Source organism: Solirubrobacter deserti (genome assembly GCF_027587175.1).
GTDB lineage: Bacteria > Actinomycetota > Thermoleophilia > Solirubrobacterales > Solirubrobacteraceae > Solirubrobacter > Solirubrobacter deserti.
This window is the reverse complement of record NZ_JAPCID010000007.1, coordinates 101,454-124,169: the sequence shown is the minus strand read 5'-3', so window position 1 is coordinate 124,169 and position 22,716 is coordinate 101,454. Positions and strand designations below refer to the sequence as shown.

The window sequence follows — 22,716 nt, the reverse complement described above, 5'->3', positions numbered from 1 at the left end:
TGGTGTCGGGGGACCAGATCGCGACCCCGCTTCTCGTTCCGTCGTTCTCATCGCGTGGATTCGGAGCGATCCGTGAACCGGGCGAGCCGGAACGGTCGGAGGTTTCCAGCGCACTCGAGTTCTTCGCAGATCGCCTGACCGAGAGCTTCCTGGTGTCGGCGTACGATCTGCACCACGGCTTGCTCGCCGCCGCCGACAGCCTGGAAGACGAAGACTGGAGCGCAAGTCTCCTATCGCGTCCCGAAGTTCTGATCATCGACAGTGGCGGCTATGAGGTGCGTCCAAAGGTCGACAGCGGCGAGCTGCTTCAAGATCTACGTGAGCCGTTGCCGTGGACCGAAGCGGATTACGGGGTCCTGCTAGATCGCCTGCCCGCCGCTGCGGTCAACTGTGCTGCAGTCGCTTGGGATCGTCCCGGCGAGAGCTACGCGGCGCAGCTGCGGTCCGCGCAGGAGTTTCTTGCTGGTCGTCGCGCTCTAACTCCAATCGTGCTCCTCAAACCGTGCCGTGGCTCGATCCACGACCTGGAAGAGCTCGAAGCGTGCGCGTCGAAGCTCGCGTTCTTCGGAGTCATAGGCATCACAGAGCACGAGCTCGGCGCGACATTACTCGACCGCATAGTCGGTGTCATGCGCCTGCGCTCGATACTGGATCGGGCGAGACTGAGCACGCCGATCCATATTTTCGGGGCACTCGATCCCCTGTTCGTGCCGCTCTACTTCGCTGCCGGCGCGGACATCTTCGACGGATTGACGTGGTTGCGGTACGCGTACTGGCACGGACTCGCAGTGCATCGCGAGCAAGCGCCCTTGTTGCAGAGCTTGATCGAACAGCGAGACGACGTTCGCCGGTTCGCCGCGCTGGCATCGAACTTGACATTTCTCGGTCAGCTGCAGTCGCGGCTGCGCCGATTCGTAGCCGAGTCGTACGACTGGACGATCTTCAACGATCCCATGGTGGGCCGGCCCGGCGAGCACCTCGGTGACGTCCTACAGAGCGCGTACCTTTCTGCGATGGCAAGGAGAACCTGAATGGGCGGGAGCGGTGGCGGGGGGCTCCATAGCAGTCGAAGTGCCGATGAGCTCCGAGCCGAGGTTCAGAAGGAACTAGAACAGGCTCGCCTCGAGAGCGATGTCAACGCCCTGCTCAACGAGCAGCTTGCGCTCATCAACAACCGCGACACGGAACTCGTCAACGAGCGGCTCGACGAGATCACGAACGCTCTCGGAGACCGCATAGCTGGAATTGATCGCTTGCTCTATGGCGGCTCGGTCGCCAAGCACACCTACGTCGACGGTCTCTCCGATGTCGATTCCCTCGTCGTCTTGAAGCATGAGGCGCTTGACGGGGATACGCCGAGCGCGCTTCGTTCCGCGATGGAGCGCGCCCTTCGTCAGGGCCTTGACATGGGCCGGGTCGCTTCGATCGATGCGGGTTTTGCAGTCACGGTCACGTATAAGGACGGCAACCAGATTCAGCTGCTCCCGGCGGTTGAGCGAGGCGGCAACATTGCAATTTCCGACAAGGCGGGCACGGGGTGGTCGTTCATCCGGCCACGCGCATTCGAGGAGCGCTTGACGCACACCAACCGTGAACAAGGGGGACGCGTTGTACCGACGATCAAGCTTGCTAAGGCGGTCGTGGACGCGTCGCTCGGAGAACGCGACCGTCCTGGTGGCTACCACATGGAAGCGCTCGCGGTCGATGCCTTTCGTGGCTACCAGGGTCCCCGCAACGCCAAAGCGATGCTCGGGCACTTCTTTAGTCACGCCGCCGAGAGGATCAAACGGCCGATCGCCGACGTGACGGGTCAATCGACGCGTATCGATGAGACCTTCGGGGCTGAGAACTCGCCACATCGACAGCGGGTCGCCACCGCGCTCCGTCGGATCGCTTCGCGAATGCAGAATGCGAGGAGCGCCGAGGAGTGGCGGCGGTTGCTCGAATAAGATGACTCAGAAGGAGTACAACCGCTGCCGTCGAGTAATCGGCTGGATGCTCACGGCGCATGCGACGCTGCGCGATCGATACTTGCGGCGAGCGCGTCTTCTCGTGCTGGGCGTGATGGCGTTCTCGATCACGAGCCTCGTGCTCGCGTTGGCCAACGACGACCAGCAGATCTCGATCCTCGGACTCGAGGGACGACTGCAGAGTTTCCTTGCGGCGCTTGCGGGCGTGACCTTCTTCGTCTCCGTTGTTGATCTCGTTGTCGGCTGGCCGACACAAGCAGCGGCGCATGCCGAAGCCGCGAAGCAGCTTGGAGAACTCAACTTGGTTTTCGCGCGCGCCGAGGTCGAGAATGAACGATGGTCAGTTCCGGACAAAGATCTTGCTGTCGAATACGCGCGGGTCATGGGGGCGATCGCGCCGATCCCGGACATGAAGGCCGCATCGCTGAAGGCCCGTCACAACCGGAAGCGCGAGGTTTTCACCCTCGCGGACCAACGCCCCGGGTCACCGACCTGGTGGCTTCGATGCACCGTGCTCTGGCGAAGCATGTTCGGATCACAGAAGAGCAGAAAGGCGGCCAAGATCACGGCTCCGCCGGAAGCGGACCCCGTGACTCCGGATCTCCCCAGAGAACAGGGGCTCGCCGACACGGATCGTCCGAGATCGTGAGGCGGCGCCGCTACATGGTCAAGTCGATCTTCCCGACTCTTCAAGGCGAGGGTTACAACACCGGGCGTCCGGCGGTCTTCTGCCGCTTCTCCGGCTGCAACCTGTGGAATGGGCGTGAGAGCGGCCGGTCGAACGCGATCTGTGGCTTCTGCGACACCGACTTCGTTGGGACAGACGGCGAGGGAGGCGGCCGATTCGAATCTCCGGCGACGCTGGCGGCGGCGATTCATGCGTGCTGGTCGTTTAGCAGCCCCGCGTTTGTCGTCTTCACCGGCGGAGAGCCGACACTGCAGTTGGACGCGGCACTAATCGGAGCAGTACGCGAGAACGGTGCAGTATTGGCGATCGAGACTAATGGAACCAATCCTGTCCCAGAGGGCGTCGACTGGATTTGCGTGAGTCCCAAATCCGGAGCTCCGTTGCGTCAACGTAGCGGTGACGAGATCAAGATCGCCTGGCCGCAGTCGGGCCTGGACCTCGCGGAACTCGAGCGTTTGGAGTTCTCACACCGGTTCTTGCAGCCGATTGATGGCCCTGACGTGGACCACAACACCGCCGTGACGATCGCCACGTGCCGCGACCGACCGGCCTGGCAGCTAAGCCGCCAGTGGCACAAGGTGCTTGGTATCCCGTGAGCTTCGAGATTACGCGCGCATTTCGGTTCGAGGCGGCGCATTTGCTTCCCAAGGCCCCACATGGCCATAAATGCCGGCGACTGCACGGTCATTCTTTCGTCGTAGAACTCACCGTGGCCGGCGACCTGTCGTCTGAGGGATGGGTTTGCGACTTCGCAGATCTCGCCAGCGCATGGGCCCCGCTGCACGATCAACTCGATCACCACTACCTCAACGAGGTGGCGGGCCTCGAGAATCCCACGTCCGAGCTTCTCGCCGCATGGATCTGGACCCAGATCGAGAGCACTTTGCCGGGTTTGGTTGCCGTACGAGTCGCGGAAACGTGCACTGCATCGTGCATCTATCGCGGCCCACGCGATCCTGGTGGCGGGTCGAGTTGACGCGTCATCCGCCTCGGTGTACGGAGGAGATCCGGGCGCGGTTCGAGAAACCAAGAACGATGCACGTAGACCCCGCCCGTGTGGCAGAACTCTCCGAACCGTGGTGGTCCCCGGTGTGGGAGCGTCACAAGGTCAAGTACGCCGTCACCGCACCGTCTGTCCCAGCGGACGAGAGAGACCTTCGCCGTGAGTTGGTCTTCTGCCTGCTGGGCGGGCATGGCGTCACGTATGAGCTAGGGCGGTCCGCTACGAGAGTGGTGATGGCTCTGGACCCGTTTCACGACCTGTGGTCGCACGATCAGCTCCGCCAGCGACTCGAGCACGAACTGAGGAAGCCGCAGTTCGAGCCGGCGTGCGCCGATGGTGCCTGGCGCCGGTATCGATTCCCGGCTCGCAAGGCGCGGCTGGTGAGCGACGCTGTCGTGTGGGTCAGAGACCGTGGCGGCCTACGCTCGGGTCTCGCTGCGCAGCAGAGCGAAGATGAGCGGCGGCAGTGGCTATGCGATTGCCCCGGCGTCGGTCTAAAAACCGCAAGTTGGCTGCTGCGCAATTGCGGCTGGGCCGAGCGACTCGCGATTCTCGATGTGCACGTATTGCGCGCGCTGGCCGAAGCCGGTGTTAGCGAGAAGCGACCGTCAAGCGCGCGCGACTATCTCGAGATAGAGCGAGCGTACCTCCAGTGGGCGGAACAACTCGATGCCTCACCGGCCGAGCTCGACCTTTTCCTGTGGGATGTGCAGCGGGCGCGCTGACTCGAATCGCGTGAGCGGCCTATCGAAGGGCATCTAGCAGCGTGCCGAGGTCTTCCACTACGCCGTCCGCGCCTGCGTCGACAAGACGCGCGTACTTTCCGATCTTGTTGGCATAGCCGATCGCGTTGACGCAGGACTCCTTGGCGGCCACGATGTCGCTTGGAGAATCTCCGACGAGCACTGTGTCAGGGCCGGCAGCACCGAGAGCGTCGACCGCTCGCTCGACCAGATGCGGATTGGGCTTGAGAAGCGACGGATCGGAAGAGGTACGACCAACGACCGCGTCGAGCGTGAGGCGATGAAGGCAAGCGAAAGCCACGACGGCGGCCTCCGAGTTGTTGCTCACGATTGCCACGGCTTTTCCGGTCTTACGCCAAGCTGTGATGAGGTCGGCGGCGTGTGGCGTGCGCATTGCTGTAGGGACCGCGGCGACTTCAGCCTCACGTAGTCGACGTTCTGTGCGGTCCGCAGCCGCGAAGTTGATCGAGTGCGCGAAGCGCAGCACCTCAAACGGGTCCAATGTCGCCTTGATTCGCTCCGGAATGCTGACGCCCTCGGTACGAAGTGCGCCCAGAAGATCGTTGGCTACTCGGGAAGCCGGAGTGCCCGCGAAGATGGAGCAAACCGGCCCGTCGAAGTCGAGCAGCAGGAAGCGCGCCCGTTGTAACAGCAGGGCCGTCTCGGCGGTTGGAGGGGCTTTCATCGGATGAGCGACTGCGCCACGGTGGTCCAGATCGTCTCGAACCACGCCTGGATCTGCTCGACGTACTGCGAGCCGGTCGACGTGTCGTCGTCACTGGCTGCGTGGTGGAAGAGCGTGGCGTCCTTGCCCATGAGGTCGTAGATGTCGTGAGGCTCGGCGTGGAGCTGAACCTGGCGGCGGACGACGGGATAGAAGCCGAGGAACAGCTCTTCGCGGTTGAGGATGAAGGCCTTGAAGAGGGGCGAGAGCTGGTGCACGCGAACCTCGACGGTGCCGTTGCCGACGAGGCCGAGTTCGTCGAGCTCGTGCACGGCGTCGGTGATCGCCTCGTTGTGGCGCTGCGTCATTGCGCGCGAGCGTTCGCGGAAGGCGGGGTCGTCGGCGAGGTCGTCGGCGCGGCACGGCAATGCGGCGGGCTTGGTGCTGTCCGGGACCAGGATGCGGATTGCGATCGACTCGGGAGCGGCCGCACCGGCCCGGATCTTGTCGAGCGGTTCCTGCACGGCTCCAAGCAGGGTCTCGGCGGTAAAGCCGAAGAAGTCGATCGTGACGTTCGGGCGCTGGAACGCTCGCTCAACGACGGGGCGCAGGCCAACCGGGCGGGCGGTGCGCTCGCGCACGAAGACCCCGCTGCCCTGGCGTGAGACGACGAGGCCCTCGTCGCGCAGGATGCGGATCGCCTGCTGGACCGTCATGCGCGCGACGCCGTAGCGGGTCGCGAGCTGACTGCCGGACGGCAGCTGGTCTCCCGGCTGCAGGGTCTTGGTGAGGATCGCAGCGCGAAGGGCGCCGGCCACTTGGATGTAAGGCGGACGCGGATCGTCGGGATCGAGAGCGCTCACACGGCGAAGTCTACTTGCGGACTAGGCGACCTGACTTGGTTGACATGGCTAGCCATGCTGTCTATGTTGTTCAAGTCGAGTGATCGTCCCGTATGGGCGACGTGAAGGAGGTTCGAGCAGATGCGTCTGCCGATCGACACGAGCCGTCTGCAGTTCCTCGTGGTCAGCGCCGCGGAGCCGCTGAAGAAGTTCGAGGACGGCAAGCCGCGTGAGGCCTGGGCGCCTCGCACCGATGAGAACGGGGAGTTGCTCTGGCGTGTCCAGGTCGTCGCGTTCGGCGACAACGAGGCGGAGATCATCCGCGTGACCCTCCCCGGTGACCCCGGCGTCGGTCAGGGCGTGATGGTGCGCATCGAGGGCATGACCGCGCAGGCATGGGAGATGGACGGGCGCTCGGGCATGGCGTTTCGCGCCACGGCGATCCGTTCGACGAACGCTCGGGCCGGCGGGGAGAAGGCGGCGGCGTGATGACCGGCGAGCTGTCCCGTGTGCGAACGCCGCGACGGGCTACGGAAGGCGACGTGTGGCTGCGGCTACTGGGCGGTCTGGTCGGAGCGCTGTGGCGATCACGGCTGGAACTGACGCTCGTCGGCGCGATCGTCGTCGTGCAGCGCGTGCTTGCCGGGCTCGTGGGTGCCGCGGCCGCGTGGGGCCTCGTTCTCGGCCTGGTGGCTGTCGTGCTCGCAGTTCCGAGGGCACGCGGCTGGCTGCGGACGGCGCTGCGGGCGGCTCGGGTCCGGCGCAAGTGGTGGGCGGCCTGGACGGACTGCGGTCTCCCCCGTGTACGCGCGGGGCGAGTGACGTCGATCCCGGCCGGAGAGCTGGTGCGGGTGCGCGCGTCGCGTGGCTCGTCGCTGGGGCATGTCGAGCACCGAGCGGAGGAGCTGGCCGTGTGCCTGCAGGTGCGCGAGGTCCGCGTGACTCGCGATCGGGAGAACGCGGCCACGGGCACGGTGACGCTCGTTCGGCGTGACCCGCTCGCGGGTGTGGCGTCGGTCCGCTGGCCTCAGCGCGACGCGGCCGAACTGTCGCTGTGGGAGCCGATCCCGATGGGCGTCAACGAGCTGGGTGCGACGGTCTCGGTGGCGCTGCCCGAGCGCAACGTGCTGCTTGGCGGTGAGCCAGGGGCGGGCAAGAGTGCGGCGCTCTCGCTGCTCGTGGCGACCGCGGCGCTCGATCCGAGCACGCGCGTGTGGCTGCTCGACGGCAAGCTCGTGGAGCTGTCGGTGTGGGCTCCGTGTGCGCAGCGGCTCGCGGGCCCGGACATCGATGAGGCGATCGAGCTGTTGCGTGAGCTGCGTGGCGAGATGGAGCAGCGGTACCGCGAGCTGCTCCTGCGCGGTCAGCGGAAGGTCGCGCGGGAGGACGGGCTGCCGCTGAACCTGGTGGCGTGCGACGAGCTGGCGTTCTACCTCGGGCACGAGGACCGCAGGAAGCAGAAGGAGTTCGCGGAGCTGCTGCGCGATCTCGTCGCCAGGGGCCGCGCGGCCGGCGTGATCGTCTGCGCCGCCACGCAGAAGCCCGCGGCGGACGTAGTCCCGAGCGCGCTCCGCGATCTTTTCGGGTTCCGGCTCGCGCTGCGCTGCAACACGCCACAGGCGTCGGACACGATCCTGGGGCAGGGCTGGGCGTCGCTCGGGCACGACGCGGCGACGATCGCGCCCGTTCAGCGTGGCGTGGGGCTGCTGCTCGCCGAGGACGGCCTGCCGGTCCGGATGCGCGGGTTCCACCTGGACGACGCCGACGCGGACGAGCTGGCGGCACGCGCAGCGGCGCTGCGGGCTGACGTATGGCTCTCGAACGGGGAGACGCGGTCATGAGCGCGCGCCGGAAGGTGACCGACGAGGTGCTCGCGGAGCGGACGCGGACCGGCGACGAGCTGGCGTTCCGCGTTCTGGTGACTCGCTACGAGCCGTTGCTGCGGTCGGTGTGCTGGTCTCCCCCGCTCGGCCTGGACGCCGACGATCTCCGTCAGGAAGCGCTTGTCGGGTTACTGGAGGCCTGCCGCGTGGAGACGGCGTGCTCGTTCGCGGCGATCGCCGCGAGAACGGTCCGCTGGCGCGTGCTCAATGCGCGGGAGCGGACCCGGCAGGCCGGCGCGCGTGTGCTCAACGACGCCGTCTGGCTCGACGGAGGCAACGACGAGATGCCCGCCGTCGAGGGAACAGACCCCGCGGTGGCCGTCCTGGTGCGCGAGCAGCTGCGCATGTTCGTGCGCCAGCTGCCCGAGGCCGTCGAGCTGGCCTGCCAACCGGACGTCTCGCAGGTGCACCCACCGGTCGTGATCGCTCGGGCGCTGCGCGTGATCCGCAAGGGCGGGACCGTCGCGACCGCCGCGGCGGCAGTCGGGGTAAACGAGGGCGCGGTCTACGGCTGGGTGAACCGACTCCCCGCGGCGCGTGAGGCTCGGCGAAGTCTGCGTCGTCGCGGCACGGGCCGGCATCAGGCGCACTCGACCACGACGGGCGGGCAGGCCGCGTGACCGTCGCGCCGTCTCCGGTGCATGTCGAGCTGGCCGAGCGCGCGGCTCGCCCGGACTTTGAGACGCTGCAGAAGCAGCTGCGCTCGTCCGGGTACTGCGCTCGGCCGGTCCGGCTCAAGGGGCACGTCGAGACGTGCGGCGCGGACGGGCGCTGGCGCTCTACCTGGTCGACGCTCACGCAGCCGGACGGCGTGCTCCGCAAGGCCTGCGGCAACCGGCGCGAGGCGATCTGCCCTGCGTGCGCGGAGCGCTACCGCCAGGACGCCTACCACCTGATCGCGGCAGGGCTGCGGGGCGGCAAAGGCGTGCCGGACACGGTGACCGAGCACCCGATGATCTTCGCGACGCTGACGGCGCCGACGTTCGGGGCGGTGCACTCGCGCGCGACCGGTCCTGACGGGCAGCCGCGCCGCTGTCGTCCTCGGCGTGACGCGCCGGTCTGCCCGCACGGGAACTCGCTCAGCTGCACGCGCCTCCATCGCGAGGGCGACCCGTGCCTGGGCGAGCCGCTGTGCCGCGAGTGCTTCGACTACGACAGCGCGCTGGTCTGGAACAACCTCCTGGGCGAGCTGTGGCGGCGCACGACGATCTACCTGCCGCGCGCCCTGGCGCGGCTCGTCGGCCTCACGCAGAAGCAACTTCGCGCCCGCGTGCGCGTCGCCTACGTCAAGGTCGCCGAGTACCAGCAGCGCGGGCTCGTGCACCTGCACCTGGTGATCCGGCTCGATCGCGCGATGCCCAAGTACCGGGCCGGCGACGTGCGCCCGCCCGGTTTGCGGTTCACCGTCGAGCTGCTCGAGGACGCGCTGCGCAACGCCGCGGCCACGGTGACCGTCCCTGTGCCGCAGGAGATCGGCGGCGGCTACGCGACGTGGGGCGCGCAGCTCGATGTCCAGCACATCGGCACCGGCCGCGCGCTCGAACCCGGCCACTGCGCGGGCTACCTCGCCAAGTACGCGACCAAGGCGACCGAGCAGGCCGGCGGCGTGCTCCACCGCGTAACCGAACACGAGGTCAACCAGCTCCCGGTGCGCGAGCACGTCAAGCACTATCTGCGCCACGCGTTCGCGCTCGACGCGCAGCTCGACAACCGCAAGCTCGCGCGCAACGCACACGCCTTCGGCTACCGCGGCCACTGCCTGACCAAGTCGCGCCGCTACTCCACGACGTTCAAGCAGCTCCGCGCCGATCGCGAGGCGCACGTCCTGGAGCAGATCCTTGCGCGCTCGCGCGACGAATCACAACGTGCGATCGCCACGGCGGCGCCCGAGCAGCGGCGTGGGCGCTTCGAGTTCGTCGGCCAGGGCCACCGAACCGACGTCGAGGCCCTTCTTGCCGAGCAAGGCCGCGCCAGAGAGCGCGAAATGCGCCGGATCGCCCGCGAAGAGCTGTGCGACCAACCACCACCCCGAAGGGAGCCGACATGCCTGACCCGGCCGAGTTCGAGCCGTTCCTGACCGCCCGCGAGGTCGCCGAGCGACTCCGCATCGCTCCGACCACGGTGCTCCGCTACTACGACGAGGGCGTGTTGCCGGGCCGGCGGCTGCGCAAGGGTCCGCGGCGCCCCGTCCGCTTTCGCTGGAGCGAGGTCGAGGCGGCGCTGATCGAGGAGAACCGGCCGTGAGCAACAGCCGCGGCCAGGCGCGCACGGGCGAGATCAAGCGCACGGCCGGCGGCTGGGCGATCCGGTACCGCGACGGGCAGGGCGTACGCCGTCAGAAAGGCGGCTTCAGGACCAAGGCCGAGGCGAAGACCGTCCTGGACGAGGAGCTGCGCAAGGCGCGCCTCGGCCCGCTGTACCGGCCGGACGTGACGCTCAAGGAGCTGGTCGACGCGTTCCTCGACCAGTACCAGGGCGCGCCGTCGAGCAAGGATCGGCTCGATCAGTACCTCGGCAAGGCGACGGCGAAGTTCGGCGATCGTCCCGTTAGCGAGATCAACGTGCTGGACCTCTCGCGCTGGCGGGCGAGCCTGCCCGAGACGATGCGCCACGGCGCGGTCCGTTCGCTGCGGCAGGCGCTGGGCGCGGCGCACAAGTGGCAGTGGATCGAGCGCAACGTCGCGCTGGACGTGCCGAACCCGATGCACGCGCGGCAGGAGTTCGTCCCGTTCGACACCTGGGAGGAGGTGGAGGCCGTCGCGCACGAGCTCGGTCCGTTCGGGCCGCTGATGATCTTCAGCATCGGCACGGGCGTGCGGCCGGAGGAGGCGTTCGGCGCCGAGTGGGTCGACGTCGACCTAGAGGCCGGCGTCTTCACCGTGCGGCGTTCGTTCGCCAAGGGCCGGCTCAAGCCGTACGCCAAGACCGCGCGCTCACGGCGGCGCATCCCGCTGCGCGCGAAGGTGATCGACGCGCTGGAGAGCCTCCACCCGCGCGAGGGCATCCTGTTCCCGGCGTCCGGGGGCGGCCGGATCAACATCGACAACTGGCGGCGGCGCGAGTGGACGCCGGCGCTCATCGCCGCCGGTATCGAGCACCGCCGCATCTACGACATGCGCCACACGTTCGCGACGTGGAGCCTGGCGGCCGGGATGAGCATCTTCACCCTCGCTCGCCGGATGGGCACGAGCGTGCAGATGATCGATCAGACCTACGGCCATCTCGCGCGCGACGCCGAGGATCAGGACCGCGGCCTGCTCGACCGCTACGACGGCGCCGAGAACGCCCGTGGGCACGTTGTGGGCACGATTGCGGACGCAACCAAGATCGATGCTGATCCCGAGAACGACGAAGGCCCCGCAAATGCGAGGCCTTCTGTTCAGCGCGCCCGAGAGGATTCGAACCTCTGACCTTCGGTTCCGTAGACCGACGCTCTATCCAGCTGAGCTACGGGCGCTGGTCGCGCTGCGGCGAGCCAGTTTAGCGCCCGCTTCGCGGACGACCGGGTCCGGGGCGTCGGAGAACTTCCCGTAGCGGCCGAGAAGGCGCCCAACCCGCGCTTGGAGCGGCAGGACGAATCGGCGCACGAGCGGCGGGATCGCGGTCATCGCGAACTCACTCCGGTAGCGGGTGAGCAGGTACGCGGCGTCGAACGCCCCCGGCCGGCCGCCACGACTCTCGGCGATCGACGCGTAGACCGCGGACAGGAAGTATTCGAGGTTGTGCGCCGGGAACACCTCGCCGACGAGGTGGAGCGGCTCGTCGCCCGCGTTCCAGAAGCGGTGCTCGACGCCGGGCTTGAAGGTCGCCATCTCACCCATGCCGTAGAAGCGGTCGGCCTGACCCGGGATCGAGACGCCCATGCGACCGGACTCGACGCGCATGCGCTCGGTCTGGAGCCAGTGGACGTGCATGGGCGGGCCGGCGCCCGGCTCAACGGTCGATTCCACGAGCAGGTGGTCCCCGTCCAGACCGACGAAGGTCAGCCGTTCGCCGTGGCCGTTGTCGATCGTCTTCGGATATCCCATGAGCGCCGTCCTTTTCGCTACCGGTAGTTTCGATACGGACGGTAGCGGTGATCGGCATTAGGGTGCAAGGGGTGCCAGCCGAACCAAGACGGGGGCGCCCGCTCGACCCCGCCATCGACGAGGCGATCGTCCGGGCGGCGGTGGCGATCTTTCTCGAGGGCGGCCTGCAGCGGATGACGGTGCCGGGCGTCGCGACCGCGGCGGGGGTGGCGAAGACGACGGTCTATCGGCGCTATCCCTCGCCCGCGCAGCTGGCGCTGGCCGCGATCGCGCGCCTGAACGCCGACGCGGCCGACCCCGACACCGGCTCGGCGCGGACGGACCTGATCGCCACGCTGGAGGCGGTCCGTCAGCGCGTCGACCCGACCGTTACCGCGACGGTGCTGGTGGAGGCGCAGACACACCCGGAGATCCTCGAGGTGGCGCGGCGGAACATGATCCGGCCCGCGGTGGAGCGGTTCCGGCGCGCGATCCGCAAAGGCGTCGAGACCGGCGAACTCAGACCCGACCTCGACGTCGAACTCGCCGCGGACGCGGTGTTCGGCTCGTTCTTCACCCGCTTCTACGAGCACGGACGCCCAGGGCCGGAGTGGCCGGAGCAGGTCGTGGACCAGCTGTATCCCGCGTGGAAGCGCGCCTAGAACGCAAACGCCCCGCAACCGAGCGGGGCGTCTGAAACAGCGGACAGGGCGGGATTCGAACCCGCGATGGAGCTTTATTACCCCATACTCGCTTAGCAGGCGAGCGCCTTCAGCCTCTCGGCCACCTGTCCCGGTCCGCGGGAGTGTAGAGAGCCGCGCGTCAACTCGCGCGGTTGCGTCGCCCGCGGGGGAGCGTGTCCAGCTCCTCGAGCGACATGCCGGCGCCCGTGGCGACGCACGCCAGCGGGTCGTCGGCGACCCGCACGGGCATGCCCGTCTCGCGCGCGACGCGGTCCTCGAAGCCGCGCAGCAGCGACCCGCCGCCCGCCAGCAGCACGCCCTCGGTGGTGATGTCGGCGGCGAGCTCGGGCGGCGTCTCCTCCAACGTCGCGTGGATCGCCGCCATGATCTCGGCCAGCGGCGAAGCGATCGCCTGGCGGACCTCCTCCGACGTCAAGACGATCTCGCGCGGCAATCCGGACGCCAGGTCGCGCCCCCGGATCGACGTCTTGATCTCCTCGCGCAGCGGGATCGCGGACCCGGCGGCGAGCTTGATCGCCTCGGCGCTCTGCGACCCGATCGCCATCCGGTGCTCGAGCCGGATGTGGTTGGTGATCGCGTCGTCGAGGTCGTACCCGCCGACCCGCAGCGACTTGGCGACCACGAGCCCGCCGAGCGAGATGATCGCCACCTCGGAGGTACCACCGCCGATGTCGACCACCATCCGGCCCTTGGGCTCGGCGATGTCCACGCCGGCGCCGATCGCGGCGGCCAGCGACTCCTCGATCAGGTGCACCTCGCGCGCGCCGGCGCTCAAAGTCGCCTCCTCGACCGCCCGCCGCTCGACCTCGGTGATGCCGGAGGGAGCGCAGATGACCATCCGCGGCCGGGCGAAGCGCGACTGCAAGACCTTGCCCACGAACTGGCGGAGCATCGCCTCGGTGACCTCGAAGTCGGCGATCACGCCGTGCCGCAGCGGCCGGTCGGCGGAGATCGTCGCGGGCGTGCGGCCGATCATCCGCTGGGCGTCCGCGCCGACCGCGTGCACCTCACCCGTGCGCTGGTCGATCGCGACCACGGACGGCTCTGACAGGACGATCCCGCGCCCGCGGACGTACACGACCGTGTTGGCCGTGCCAAGGTCGACCGCAACGTCGCCACCCGACCGCAGGCGGCCGACATGACGTCGTCGGCCGGAGCCGCCGAAGAGCCGGAGGGACATTCGGCCGCCCACTCAAGCACACGCGGCGGCGATGCCCCTCGAAACAGGGGCGTACCCTACGAACCTCCGGAGGGGTGGCAGAGTGGTCGATCGCACCGGTCTTGAAAACCGGAGTCCGTGTAAGCGGACCGTGGGTTCGAATCCCACCCCCTCCGCTCCGCCCTTGCCCGATCGGCAAGATCCCTTGGCCGGCGGCCCGCGTGCAACGACCCTTGCGCCGCATGGCCACCGACTGGACCAAGACGAGCTTCCACCGCCTCAAGGACAAGAGCCCGAGCGACGCGCCGATGCAGTGGAAGATGGCGCGCGACGCCCTCGGCACGCGCGAGCTGGGCGTGAGCCGGTTCACGTATGAGCCCGCCGCCCGGATGCCGTTCGGTCACCGGCACCGTGAGCAGGAGGAGGTCTACGTGGTCGTCGGCGGCGCGGGTCACGCCAAGCTCGACGACGAGATCGTCGAGCTGGCGACCTGGGACGTGCTGCGCGTGAGCCCGCACGTGTGGCGCTCGTTCGCCGCCGGCCCCGAGGGTCTCGACCTGCTGTGCGTCGGCGGCCGGCGGCCGGCGGGTGGCGACACCGAACGCGCACCCGGTTTCTGGGCCGATTGACACAGCGATCCTTGAGCGCTTAGGTTCGAGCCGCAGAGCAGAGGTGCACCGTGTCGGACGTTCGTCACGCTCACGCGACGGCTGACCCCGAGCCGCAGCGACTGGATCGCCGACGCCCACCGCATCCGGGCGGCGCTCGCCTGGCTGAGCCTCAGCCGTGGACGTGGAGGCGCTGCCCCTGGGGCCCGAAGATGCCGATCAGCTCGACGGGCCCGTCCACGGCGCCGAACCAGTGCGGCGTCCAGGTGGAGAACTCGACCGCCTCGCCCGGCTCGATCACGAAGTCCTTCTCGCCGAGCACGAGCCGGAGCCGCCCGGACAGCACGTAGATCCAGTCGTGCCCCTCGTGCACGGGCAGCTCGTCGGGCGGCTCGGCACCGTCGAACGGCACCAGCAGCTTGAACGCCTGCAGCCCGCCGGCGCCGCCGCGGCTCGTGAGCGGCCACGCCGTCATCGCGCCCATCTTCAGCGGCTTGGCCCGCACGCGCGGGTCGGGCGGCGGCGCGCTGCCCAGCAGGTCGTCGGCCTTGACGCCCAGCGCCGCGGCCAGCCCGGGCAGATGGTCCAGCGCCAGCCGACGCTTGCCGGACTCCAGACGACTCAAGGTCGACACGTCGATGTTCGCCCGCTCGGCCACCTGTTGCAACGTCAGCCCCTGCTCACCGCGCAGCTCGCGCAGCCGCCGCCGGACCCGCGCGTCCACCGCTTCGTTTGCCGTCATGGCAAACGATCTTGACACATCTCTCGCCTCGCACCACCCTGAACCGCAATGACTTGGGATTGCATCGTCGTCGGCGGCGGGGCCGCGGGACTGAGCGCCGCGCTCGTCCTGGGCCGGGCGCGCCGGCGCACACTGATCATCGACAAGGGCGAGCCGAGCAACCGCTTCGCCCACGGCATCGGCGGCCTGCTCGGCCAGGACGGGCGCGCGCCGCAAGACTTCTACGCGGACGGCCGCGCGGAGCTCGCGAAGTATCCGACCGTGGAGTACCGGCGCGGCGAGGTGACGGACGGCGAGCCCGGCTTCACGCTCACGCTCGCGGACGGAACCAGCGAAGCCACGACGAGCATCATCCTCGCCACCGGCATGGACTACGTCTATCCGGACGTGCCGGGGCTGCAGGAGCGCTGGGGCCGCACCGCCTTCCACTGCCCGTTCTGCCACGGCTGGGAGGTGCGCGACCGCCCGCTGTTCGTGCTCGACCCGTCCGAGCACGGCCCGATGCGCGCGCAGCTGCTGAGCGCCTGGAGCGACGACGTCACGCTCCTCGACGCCCCGCCGCAGGAGCTGCGCGACGACGAGATCGTCCTGGCCGACGGCACCACGCGCCCGTGCGGCGGCTTGCTCGTCGGCGTCCAGCTCGCCCAGCGCGACGGGCTCGCGGCCAAGCTCGGCGTCACCGCCCAGGAGCCCAACCCGATGTTCAAGGACGGCCTGGTCATCGACGAGCGCCACGCCACGAACGTCCCCGGCGTGTTCGCCGCGGGCGACCTCACCGGGAAGCCGCCGTCGGTCGCGGCCGCCGTCGCCTCAGGCTCGATGGCGGCGGCGATGGCGGTGCATGCGCTGGTACTGCCGCACTAGCGCGATCAGGACGACGACCGCCGCGCCCGCCCACCCGAACGCGAGCACCAGCGCTCCCGCCCCGAGCACCGGCGCCGCGATCGCCGCGGGCTGCCGGGGGCGGCGGGCGATCACGAACCGCTGCCCGTCCAGCACGAAGGAGGAGCCGGGTCCGCCGCGGAACACCACCCGCGGCGGCCGGCTCACGTGCCGGTCGCGCAACGCCGCGTAGGCGAGGTTGACCGCCTTCATGCGCTCCTCGTCGGGCGTCGCGCCCACCTCGGAGTACTGCTTAACGAGGCGGTTGCGCACGACCCGCAGGTCGCCGTCGAACGACGGGTCGATGCCGAGCGCCTCGTAGGGGTCCACTACCCCCTTTTCTGCGCGGCCTCCGGCGATGCCTCCCAGAAGTCGTCGATCTTCGTCGCGTCGCCGCGCCCGAGCTGCTTGGAGATCGCCCACAGCTCGACCGGCTCGTCGCCCTCGTTGCGGTGCGAGCGCGCGGTCTTCGGCGCGACGCGTACCACCGAGGGCGCGGACACGCGATGCACATCGTCACCCGCACGGAACGTCAAGGTCCCGCGCGCGACGATGTACAGCTCCTCGATCTCCTGGTGGAAGTGCCCCGTGCCCTGCTCGAAGTCCGAGTGCGGCGGGACGCGGATCAGCGTCACGGCCACCTGCTCGGCGTCCAGCGCGTCCGTCAACGGCCGGAACTCGCCCGGGACGTCGGTGCCGGCGTACACGTCCTGCGCGTCGTCGGCACCGACGATCGAGTAGCCGTCGCTCACGCGGCGATCTCCGCCCGCTTGGCCTCGATCCGGGCCAGCAGGTTCTCCATCGGGGTCACGAACGCGTCGATGCCGTCGCGCAGGAGCTTGTCGGTGACGTCCTCGAGGTCGATGCCCGCGTCGGCCAGCGCGGCGAGGTCCGCGCTCGGGTCCTCGGCACCGGTCGCGCCCGCCACGCCACCTTCGGCGCGCGCGGCCTCGAGCGTCGCCATCGGCATCGTGTTCACCGTGTTGGGAGCGACGAGGCCCCACACGTACAGCGTCGCCGGATAGGCGGGGTTCTTCACGCCGGTGGAGGCCCACAGCGGGCGCTGGACCGGCGCGCCGGCCTCGCGCAGCGCCGCGAAGCGCTCGCCCTCGAAGATGCGCTGGTAGGCGGCGTACGCCGCCCGCGCGTTGGCCAGCCCGGCGCGGCCCTGCAGCTCGGAGTTGCCGGCCGCCTCGAGGCGCTTGTCGACCTCGGTGTCCACGCGCGAGACGAAGAACGACGCGACGGAGTGGCGGTCCAGCGCAAGCCCTTCCGCCTGGCGCCGCTCGAGGCCCTTGATGTAGGCCTCCATGACCGCCTCGTAGGCCTCCACCGCGAACAGCAGCGTCACGTTGACGTTCAGGCCGTCGTAGATCGCCTGCTCGATCGCCGGGATCCCCGCCTCGGTGGCCGGGATCTTGATCATCAGGTTCGGGCGGTCGACCGCCTGCCAGTACTCCCGGGCCTGCGTGATCGTGCGCTCGGTGTCGTGCGCGAGGTCGGGGTCGACCTCCCAGGACACGTAGCCGTCGAAGCCGTCGGTGCGGTCATAGACGGGCCGCAGGACGTCACAGGCCGCCTGCACATCCTGCAACGCCAGCGCCCGGTAGGTCTCGCCGGCGCTCTTGCCCTCCGTGACCAGACGCTGGATGTCCTCGTCGTAGTCGGCGTGGCCGATCGACTTCTCGAAGATCGCGGGGTTGGAGGTCACGCCCTGCAGCGAGTCCTGCTCGACCATCCGCGCCAGCTCGCCGGTCTCGATCAGCCCGCGCGAGAGCTGGTCGAGCCAGATCGACGTGCCCGCCGCCGTCAGGGCGGCGAGACGCTCGTTCACTGCGGTTGCGCTCATGCCCCCTACGATGCCACGCCGGATGCTCGCCCGTCTTGTGCTCGCGCTCGCGCTCCTGGCGCTCGCCGTCCCGGCCCCCGCGCATGCGCAGCGCCCGAACATCGTCTTCGTCCTCGCCGACGACCTTTCCATGGACCTGGTCCAGTACATGCCGCGCGTGCAGGCGATGATGGCCGAGGGCGCGAGCTTCGAGCGCTTCGTCGCCACCAACTCGCTGTGCTGCCCGTCCCGGGCCTCGATCCTCACCGGCCGCTACTCGCACAGCACCGGCATCTTCCGCAACCAGCCGCCCGACGGCGGCTTCGAGGTCTTCACCCGCATGGAGGAGCGCAGCACGTTCGCGACCTCCCTGCAGGACGCGGGCTACCGCACGGCGATGATGGGCAAGTACCTCAACGGCTACCGGCCCGGCTCGCGGTTCGTCCCGCCGGGCTGGACGGAGTGGGTCGTCGCGGGTGAGGCGTACGAGAGCTTCAACTACAACCTGCTCGTCAAGGGCCTGGGCCCGCTGCCGCCGCAGACCGTCCGGCACGGCCGCCGGGCGAGCGACTACCTGACGGACGTGATCGCCCGCCGCGGCCGGCAGTTCATCGCCGAGTCGGTGCGCTCCGGCCGCCCGTTCCTGCTCAAGCTCGCGCCCTACATGCCGCACGCGCCGTTCACCCCGGCGCCGCGCGACCGCGACCGCTTCCCGGGCGTGAAGGCCCCACGCGGCCCGCTGTTCGACGCCGCGCCGCTGCCGGGCGCGCCGGACTGGCTGCCGCGCGACCCGCTCACCCCGGACGAGATCGCCCGCATCGACCGCGACTACCGCAAGCGCGTGCAGTCCGTGCAGGCGATCGACCGCATGCTCGGCGACCTGCGCGCGCAGCTGGTCGAGCTCGGGGTGGACGAGAACACGTACGTCGTCTTCGCCTCCGACAACGGCTTCCACATGGGCGAGCGGCGGCTGACGGCGGGCAAGCAGGGACCGTGGGACCACGACATCCGCGTGCCGCTGGTGGTCGTCGGGCCCGGCGTGACCGGTGGGCGGGTGATCGACAAGCTCGCCGCCAACGTCGACCTGCGGCCCACGTTCGAGGACCTCGCGGGCGTGCGCTCGCCCGCGCACGTCGAGGGCCGAAGCCTCGCGCCGCTGCTGCTGCAGGAGCCCGTGCTGAGCTGGCGGGACGCGACGCTGGTCGAGCACCACGGCCCGCCGCACGACGCGTCCGATCCCGACGCGCAGGACCGCCTCGCGGGCAAGCCGCCGAGCTACGCGGCGTTGCGCTTCGACGCGGCGCTGTACGTGCAGTACGACAACCCCAAGCGGGCGCCCGAGTACTACGAGCACGGGACCGATCCCCACGAGCAGCACAACCTGTGGCCGACGCTCCCCGAGGAGCAGCGTGAGCGCCTGGCGCGGCGGCTGGCGCAGCTGCGCGACTGCGGCGGGCCCGACTGCCGCATCCTGGATCAGGGTCCGTAGTCTCCGCTCCATGCGGGCGATCCAGATCGTCGAGCTCGGCGGCCCCGAGTCGCTGCAGCTCGCGGACATCGACGAGCCGGCGGGCGACGGCGTCGTGATCGACGTCCGCGCGTGCGGCGTCTCCTTCCCGGAGGTGCTGCAGTCGCGCGGGCAGTACCAGCTCAAGCCGGACCTGCCGTTCGTGCCGGGGAGCGAGGTCGCGGGCGTCGTACGCGCGGACGCGCACGGCTTCGCGGCGGGCGAGCGGGTGGCGGCGCTCAGCTGGCTCGGCGGGTTCGCGGAGACGGTCGTCGCGCAGCCGCAGATGACGTTCCGGCTGCCGGACGCGCTGAACTTCGCGCAGGGCGCCGGGCTGATCCTCAACTACCACACGGCGCACTTCTCGCTCGTGGACCGCGGGCGGCTGCGCGCGGGCGAGACGGTGCTCGTGCACGGCGCGGCAGGCGGCGTCGGGACGGCGTCGATCCAGGTGGCGAAGGGGTTGGGCGCCCGCGTGCTGGCCGTGGTGTCCAGCGACGCGAAGGCGGAGGTCGCGCGCACGGCCGGAGCGGACGAGGTGCTGCGCTCGGACGGTGCGTGGAAGGACGAGGCGAAGGCGCTCGGCGGCGTCGACCTCGTGCTCGACCCGGTCGGCGGCGACCGCTTCACCGACAGCCTGCGCACGCTGAACCCGGACGGGCGGCTGATCGTCGTCGGCTTCACGGGCGGCGCGATCCCCGAGGTGAAGGTCAACCGGCTGCTGCTGAACAACATCAGCGTCGTCGGCGCGGGCTGGGGCGCCTACATCTCCCAGCGCCCGGAGACGCTCGCGGAGACGGCGCGTGCGCTCGACGCGCTGATCGAGTCCGGCCACGTGCGCCCGCTCATCGGCGCCCGCTTCCCGCTTGCGGAGGCGAGCCGGGCGCTGCAGCTCATCGACGGCCGCGGCGCGACCGGTAAGGTGGTGCTGGAGCCATGAGCTCAACCGTCCACATCCCGTTCGAGGACGCCGGCCCGGCGGTGAAGGACGTGATGATGCTCGAGCCGCGGTCCGTCGGCCCGGACACGCCGATCGCGCAGATCCGCGAGACGTTCGACAGCCCGTCGGTGAAGTTGATGCTCGTCACCGACGGGGAGCGCTTCCTGGGCACCGTCACGCGCGACGATCTGCCCGCGGACGACGACGGCCCGATCGGCCCGCACGTGCGCGCCGACACGCCGTCGCTGAAGCCCGACGACCCGGTGGACAAGGCCCTCGAGCTCTTCAACGAGCGCGAGATGAGCCGCATCCCCGTCGTCACCGACGGGGACCGGCTCGAAGGCCTCGTGTGCCTGAACAAGAGCCACGAGGCCTTCTGCATCTACCCCCGCTGAAGTGACGCGTTCAGGGCGTCGTCGAACGTCCCGAAGATGAACTCAGCGGCGGCGCGCTCCTGCGGGAGGATCGTGTCCGCGACCATGGCGGTGTCGCCGTCCCCGGCCAGCCGGGCGGTGCGCGTGAGGTGCTCGTAGGCCCCGATCTCGAGGTGCTCGACGGCGTAGGCGAACATCGCGAGCTTGACCGGCGTGTCCGGGTTCGCGGCCCAGAACCCGCCCCAGTTGATGCCGCCGAGCTTGAGCGCGGCGTCCTTGAGCCGGCTCGGCGAGCTGTCGAGCTCACCCAGGCGGCGCTCGAGGAGCTCGCTGTGGCCCTGCGTCTCGGCGTGGTGGTTCTCCAGGACCGCCGCCAGCGACGTCCCCGCCGCGAGCTTCGGGCCGCGGTCGAGCAGGGCGTTGGACTGCGCCTCCAGCGCGTGCGCGTCGGCGAGGTAGTCGGTGATGTGCTCGCCGGCCTCACGGTCGCGCAGCGAGGCCGCGACGGTCCTGTCCCAGGACTCGCCGATGCGGATCGCCATCGCCTCCTCCTCGGCGCGGATCGTCCGCGCCACGGCCGCCGTCTCCTCGTCACCGGCGCGCTGCGCGACCCGCTCGAGCAGGTCGTAGGCGGCGAGCTCCATGTGCTCGTAGGAGTAGGCGTGGGTGGCGAGCTTGCCCGGCGTGTCGGGATTGAGCTGCGCGAACAGCACGAAGCCCTTGCCGCTGACGCGGCCGAGCAGGTCCTCCAGCTGGGACGGCGACGCGTCGTACGCGGCGAGGCGCTCGCGGATCAGCTCCTCGTGGCGCTCGGTCTCGGTGCAGTGCACTTCGAAGGCCGCGGCCACGTCGCGGTCGCCCGCGAGCTCCGGCGCCTTGCGCATCTGCGCCAGCGCCTGCACCTCCATGGCGTGGCAATCGGTGAGGTACTTGATGAGCTGCTCTTCGATCGGGCGCATGTCAATCGGCCTGCGGCGGCTCGTTCTCGGGCAACCCGGGCAGCGGCGCGTCGTCCTCGTCCATGTCGGCGGGCGGGCCCATCGGCTGGTCGTTCGTCTCGGGCGAGCCGTCCTCGGCGGGCGGCGGATCGTCGGGGATGTCGGGGTCCTCAGGCGTGATCGGGGTCTCGCTCATGCAGCGGGCCTACCCCGGCGGGCGAGCCGGCGCACAGCGAGCGGTGCGAGGACGACCGACACGATCACGCGCAGGCTCTGCACGGCGATGATGAACGTGATGTTCCCGCCCGAGCTGAACGCGACGGCGAGCACGGCGTAGATGCCGCCGGGGGTGGTGGCGAGGAAGGCGTCGCGCAGGCTGATGCCGGTCAGCAGGTGCAGGACGACGGCCAGCCCGAAGCAGGCGATCAGCAGCACGAAGACGCCGACGAGCACCGGCCCGAGCAGCCGCCCCATCTGGCGCACCGTGTCCGTCGTGAACCGCAGGCCGACCTGGAGGCCGATCAACGCGAACGCGAGCTCGCGCACGACGGGCGGGACGACGAAGTCCACGCCCGCGAGCGTCAGCGCGCCCGCGACGACCATCGGTCCCATCAGCGTGCCGGCGGGCACGCCGAGCCGCCGCGCGGCGAGCGCCGCCGTGGGCGCGACCGCGGCGGTGACGAGCCAGTCGGTGGGGCTCGCGAGGATGGCCTCGCTCGGTCCTCCGCCGCCGTCGCCACCACCCCACGCGGCCGCCAGCAAGGGTGTCAGCAGGACGGTGACGAGCACGCGCAGGTACTGCATGAACGCGACCAGCCGGTCGTCGGCGCCGAGCTCGTCGGACATGCCGACGATCCCGGAGGCGCCGCCCGCGATCATGCCGAGCTGAGCGGTCGGGCGGTCGAGCTCGGTCCGGCGCTCGAGCACGAGCCCGACGAGCATGCTGGCCACGAGCGTGCCCGCGCTCACGAGCGCCACCGGCAGCCACTCGCCGCCCACGGCCTGCAGCGCGTCCGGCTCCAGGTAGGCGCCCAGCGTGACGCCGAGCAACGCCTGCGCGGAGACGAAGCTGCCGCGCGGGAAGGTCACCTTCCCGGGCCGCGCGAGCGCGACGGCGAGCCCGACGAGCAGCGCGGCGAACAGCGTGGCCGAGCTGAGCCCGGCGAGGTCGAGCGCGAACGCGACCACCGCCGTGAGGGCGCCGAGCACGAGCAACGACGCCGCCATTCGCATC

General features: G+C 69.8%; 29 protein-coding genes and 3 tRNA genes. 19 read left to right on the top strand and 13 right to left on the bottom strand.

Annotated elements, in window-relative coordinates; translation table 11 throughout:
- Positions 1 to 2: 2 nt before the first annotated feature.
- Genes OJ962_RS06085 through OJ962_RS06060 form a run of 6 tightly spaced genes read left to right on the top strand, consistent with a single transcriptional unit; the run spans position 3 to position 4,386 of the window.
- The gene (locus OJ962_RS06085; protein WP_270006237.1) at positions 3 to 1,031 is read left to right on the top strand and encodes a hypothetical protein; all 1,029 of its coding nucleotides are present in this window, start codon (positions 3 to 5) and stop codon (positions 1,029 to 1,031) included.
- Positions 1,032 to 1,949 carry a CBASS oligonucleotide cyclase gene (locus tag OJ962_RS06080; protein ID WP_202956218.1) on the top strand — a complete coding sequence of 306 codons (918 nt, stop codon included), beginning with the start codon at positions 1,032 to 1,034 and terminating at the stop codon, positions 1,947 to 1,949.
- Between the two features lies 1 nt (position 1,950).
- Positions 1,951 to 2,619: a hypothetical protein gene (locus tag OJ962_RS06075; protein WP_202956217.1), complete on the top strand. Its 669-nt coding sequence runs from the start codon at positions 1,951 to 1,953 to the stop codon at positions 2,617 to 2,619.
- A gap of 14 nt (positions 2,620 to 2,633) precedes the next feature.
- The gene (gene queE / locus OJ962_RS06070; RefSeq protein ID WP_202956216.1) at positions 2,634 to 3,254 is read left to right on the top strand and encodes a 7-carboxy-7-deazaguanine synthase; all 621 of its coding nucleotides are present in this window, start codon (positions 2,634 to 2,636) and stop codon (positions 3,252 to 3,254) included.
- The gene (gene queD, locus OJ962_RS06065; RefSeq protein WP_202956215.1) at positions 3,251 to 3,634 is read left to right on the top strand and encodes a 6-carboxytetrahydropterin synthase QueD; all 384 of its coding nucleotides are present in this window, start codon (positions 3,251 to 3,253) and stop codon (positions 3,632 to 3,634) included. Before queE ends, queD begins: the two co-directional genes overlap by 4 nt.
- 59 nt (positions 3,635 to 3,693) lie before the next feature.
- A complete protein-coding gene (locus OJ962_RS06060; protein WP_407697495.1) occupies positions 3,694 to 4,386 on the top strand; it encodes an 8-oxoguanine DNA glycosylase in 693 nt (230 codons plus the stop codon).
- 19 nt (positions 4,387 to 4,405) lie between these two features.
- Here the strand turns inward: OJ962_RS06060 and OJ962_RS06055 are convergent, their stop codons facing one another.
- A complete protein-coding gene (locus OJ962_RS06055; protein WP_202956213.1) occupies positions 4,406 to 5,089 on the bottom strand; it encodes an HAD family hydrolase in 684 nt (227 codons plus the stop codon).
- Positions 5,086 to 5,931 (bottom strand): GntR family transcriptional regulator, encoded by an 846-nt coding sequence (locus OJ962_RS06050; protein ID WP_202956212.1) that lies wholly within the window; start codon positions 5,929 to 5,931, stop codon positions 5,086 to 5,088. Before OJ962_RS06050 ends, OJ962_RS06055 begins: the two co-directional genes overlap by 4 nt.
- A gap of 120 nt (positions 5,932 to 6,051) precedes the next feature.
- Between OJ962_RS06050 and OJ962_RS06045 the strand changes: the two genes are divergently transcribed.
- Genes OJ962_RS06045 through OJ962_RS06020 form a run of 6 tightly spaced genes read left to right on the top strand, consistent with a single transcriptional unit; the run spans position 6,052 to position 11,203 of the window.
- Positions 6,052 to 6,399, top strand: coding sequence for a hypothetical protein (locus OJ962_RS06045; protein ID WP_202956211.1), 348 nt, complete (start codon positions 6,052 to 6,054; stop codon positions 6,397 to 6,399).
- A 53-nt stretch (positions 6,400 to 6,452) separates the two neighbouring features.
- Positions 6,453 to 7,751 carry an FtsK/SpoIIIE domain-containing protein gene (locus OJ962_RS06040; protein WP_270006236.1) on the top strand — a complete coding sequence of 433 codons (1,299 nt, stop codon included), beginning with the start codon at positions 6,453 to 6,455 and terminating at the stop codon, positions 7,749 to 7,751.
- A complete protein-coding gene (locus OJ962_RS06035) occupies positions 7,748 to 8,413 on the top strand; it encodes a sigma factor (protein WP_202956209.1) in 666 nt (221 codons plus the stop codon). The genes OJ962_RS06040 and OJ962_RS06035 overlap by 4 nt, the downstream gene beginning before the upstream one ends.
- 17 nt (positions 8,414 to 8,430) lie before the next feature.
- Entirely contained in the window at positions 8,431 to 9,870 is a 1,440-nt protein-coding gene (locus OJ962_RS06030; RefSeq protein ID WP_270006235.1) for a replication initiator, read from the top strand.
- The gene (locus tag OJ962_RS06025; RefSeq protein ID WP_202956207.1) at positions 9,837 to 10,037 is read left to right on the top strand and encodes a helix-turn-helix transcriptional regulator; all 201 of its coding nucleotides are present in this window, start codon (positions 9,837 to 9,839) and stop codon (positions 10,035 to 10,037) included. Before OJ962_RS06030 ends, OJ962_RS06025 begins: the two co-directional genes overlap by 34 nt.
- Positions 10,034 to 11,203, top strand: a complete 1,170-nt coding sequence (locus tag OJ962_RS06020) for a tyrosine-type recombinase/integrase (RefSeq protein WP_202956206.1) — start codon at positions 10,034 to 10,036, stop codon at positions 11,201 to 11,203. Before OJ962_RS06025 ends, OJ962_RS06020 begins: the two co-directional genes overlap by 4 nt.
- On the opposite strand, the gene OJ962_RS06015 is transcribed toward OJ962_RS06020, so the two are convergent.
- Together OJ962_RS06015 and OJ962_RS06010 are read right to left on the bottom strand one after the other, a co-directional pair.
- Positions 11,177 to 11,250: transfer RNA gene (locus OJ962_RS06015), tRNA-Arg, on the bottom strand. The two genes, OJ962_RS06020 and OJ962_RS06015, sit on opposite strands and share 27 nt — an antisense overlap.
- A complete protein-coding gene (locus OJ962_RS06010; protein ID WP_202956205.1) occupies positions 11,228 to 11,821 on the bottom strand; it encodes a cupin domain-containing protein in 594 nt (197 codons plus the stop codon). The genes OJ962_RS06015 and OJ962_RS06010 overlap by 23 nt, the downstream gene beginning before the upstream one ends.
- Positions 11,822 to 11,892: 71 nt before the next feature.
- On the opposite strand from OJ962_RS06010, the gene OJ962_RS06005 reads away from it, so the two are divergent.
- Positions 11,893 to 12,462, top strand: a complete 570-nt coding sequence (locus tag OJ962_RS06005) for a TetR/AcrR family transcriptional regulator (protein WP_202956204.1) — start codon at positions 11,893 to 11,895, stop codon at positions 12,460 to 12,462.
- Between the two features lie 40 nt (positions 12,463 to 12,502).
- Here OJ962_RS06005 and OJ962_RS06000 read toward each other — a convergent pair.
- A tRNA-Ser gene (locus tag OJ962_RS06000) sits at positions 12,503 to 12,593 on the bottom strand.
- A 29-nt stretch (positions 12,594 to 12,622) separates the two neighbouring features.
- Positions 12,623 to 13,684 (bottom strand): rod shape-determining protein, encoded by a 1,062-nt coding sequence (gene mreB / locus OJ962_RS05995; RefSeq protein WP_202956203.1) that lies wholly within the window; start codon positions 13,682 to 13,684, stop codon positions 12,623 to 12,625.
- Positions 13,685 to 13,752: 68 nt separating this feature from the next.
- On the opposite strand from mreB, the gene OJ962_RS05990 reads away from it, so the two are divergent.
- Positions 13,753 to 13,839: transfer RNA gene (locus OJ962_RS05990), tRNA-Ser, on the top strand.
- Positions 13,840 to 13,905: 66 nt separating this feature from the next.
- On the top strand, positions 13,906 to 14,292 hold the full coding sequence (locus tag OJ962_RS05985) for a cupin domain-containing protein (protein WP_202956202.1): 387 nt from the start codon (positions 13,906 to 13,908) through the stop codon (positions 14,290 to 14,292).
- A 151-nt stretch (positions 14,293 to 14,443) separates the two neighbouring features.
- Here the strand turns inward: OJ962_RS05985 and OJ962_RS05980 are convergent, their stop codons facing one another.
- Entirely contained in the window at positions 14,444 to 15,013 is a 570-nt protein-coding gene (locus OJ962_RS05980) for a helix-turn-helix domain-containing protein (protein WP_202956201.1), read from the bottom strand.
- 48 nt (positions 15,014 to 15,061) lie between these two features.
- Here OJ962_RS05980 and OJ962_RS05975 point away from each other — a divergent pair, with 48 nt between their 5' ends.
- Entirely contained in the window at positions 15,062 to 15,877 is an 816-nt protein-coding gene (locus OJ962_RS05975; protein WP_202956200.1) for an NAD(P)/FAD-dependent oxidoreductase, read from the top strand.
- Here the strand turns inward: OJ962_RS05975 and OJ962_RS05970 are convergent.
- The 3 genes from OJ962_RS05970 to tal are packed head-to-tail and all read right to left on the bottom strand — an operon-like array spanning position 15,824 to position 17,744.
- Complete coding sequence (locus OJ962_RS05970; protein ID WP_202956199.1) at positions 15,824 to 16,225, bottom strand: J domain-containing protein; 402 nt, start codon at positions 16,223 to 16,225, stop codon at positions 15,824 to 15,826. The two genes, OJ962_RS05975 and OJ962_RS05970, sit on opposite strands and share 54 nt — an antisense overlap.
- The gene (locus tag OJ962_RS05965) at positions 16,225 to 16,647 is read right to left on the bottom strand and encodes a cupin domain-containing protein (RefSeq protein ID WP_202956198.1); all 423 of its coding nucleotides are present in this window, start codon (positions 16,645 to 16,647) and stop codon (positions 16,225 to 16,227) included. The genes OJ962_RS05970 and OJ962_RS05965 overlap by 1 nt, the downstream gene beginning before the upstream one ends.
- Positions 16,644 to 17,744, bottom strand: a complete 1,101-nt coding sequence (gene tal / locus OJ962_RS05960) for a transaldolase (RefSeq protein ID WP_202956197.1) — start codon at positions 17,742 to 17,744, stop codon at positions 16,644 to 16,646. The genes OJ962_RS05965 and tal overlap by 4 nt, the downstream gene beginning before the upstream one ends.
- 22 nt (positions 17,745 to 17,766) lie before the next feature.
- Between tal and OJ962_RS05955 the strand changes: the two genes are divergently transcribed.
- Genes OJ962_RS05955 through OJ962_RS05945 form a run of 3 tightly spaced genes read left to right on the top strand, consistent with a single transcriptional unit; the run spans position 17,767 to position 20,565 of the window.
- Complete coding sequence (locus OJ962_RS05955) at positions 17,767 to 19,212, top strand: sulfatase family protein (protein ID WP_202956196.1); 1,446 nt, start codon at positions 17,767 to 17,769, stop codon at positions 19,210 to 19,212.
- 10 nt (positions 19,213 to 19,222) lie between these two features.
- Positions 19,223 to 20,170, top strand: coding sequence for an NADPH:quinone oxidoreductase family protein (locus tag OJ962_RS05950; RefSeq protein WP_202956195.1), 948 nt, complete (start codon positions 19,223 to 19,225; stop codon positions 20,168 to 20,170).
- Positions 20,167 to 20,565: a CBS domain-containing protein gene (locus OJ962_RS05945; RefSeq protein ID WP_202956194.1), complete on the top strand. Its 399-nt coding sequence runs from the start codon at positions 20,167 to 20,169 to the stop codon at positions 20,563 to 20,565. The genes OJ962_RS05950 and OJ962_RS05945 overlap by 4 nt, the downstream gene beginning before the upstream one ends.
- On the opposite strand, the gene OJ962_RS05940 is transcribed toward OJ962_RS05945, so the two are convergent.
- Genes OJ962_RS05940 through OJ962_RS05930 form a run of 3 tightly spaced genes read right to left on the bottom strand, consistent with a single transcriptional unit; the run spans position 20,553 to position 22,715 of the window.
- Complete coding sequence (locus tag OJ962_RS05940) at positions 20,553 to 21,503, bottom strand: DUF892 family protein (protein ID WP_202956193.1); 951 nt, start codon at positions 21,501 to 21,503, stop codon at positions 20,553 to 20,555. The two genes, OJ962_RS05945 and OJ962_RS05940, sit on opposite strands and share 13 nt — an antisense overlap.
- Before the next feature lies 1 nt (position 21,504).
- Positions 21,505 to 21,678, bottom strand: a complete 174-nt coding sequence (locus tag OJ962_RS05935; protein ID WP_202956192.1) for a hypothetical protein — start codon at positions 21,676 to 21,678, stop codon at positions 21,505 to 21,507.
- Positions 21,675 to 22,715, bottom strand: a complete 1,041-nt coding sequence (locus tag OJ962_RS05930) for an AbrB family transcriptional regulator (RefSeq protein ID WP_270006234.1) — start codon at positions 22,713 to 22,715, stop codon at positions 21,675 to 21,677. Before OJ962_RS05930 ends, OJ962_RS05935 begins: the two co-directional genes overlap by 4 nt.
- Between the last annotated feature and the right edge of the window lies 1 nt (position 22,716).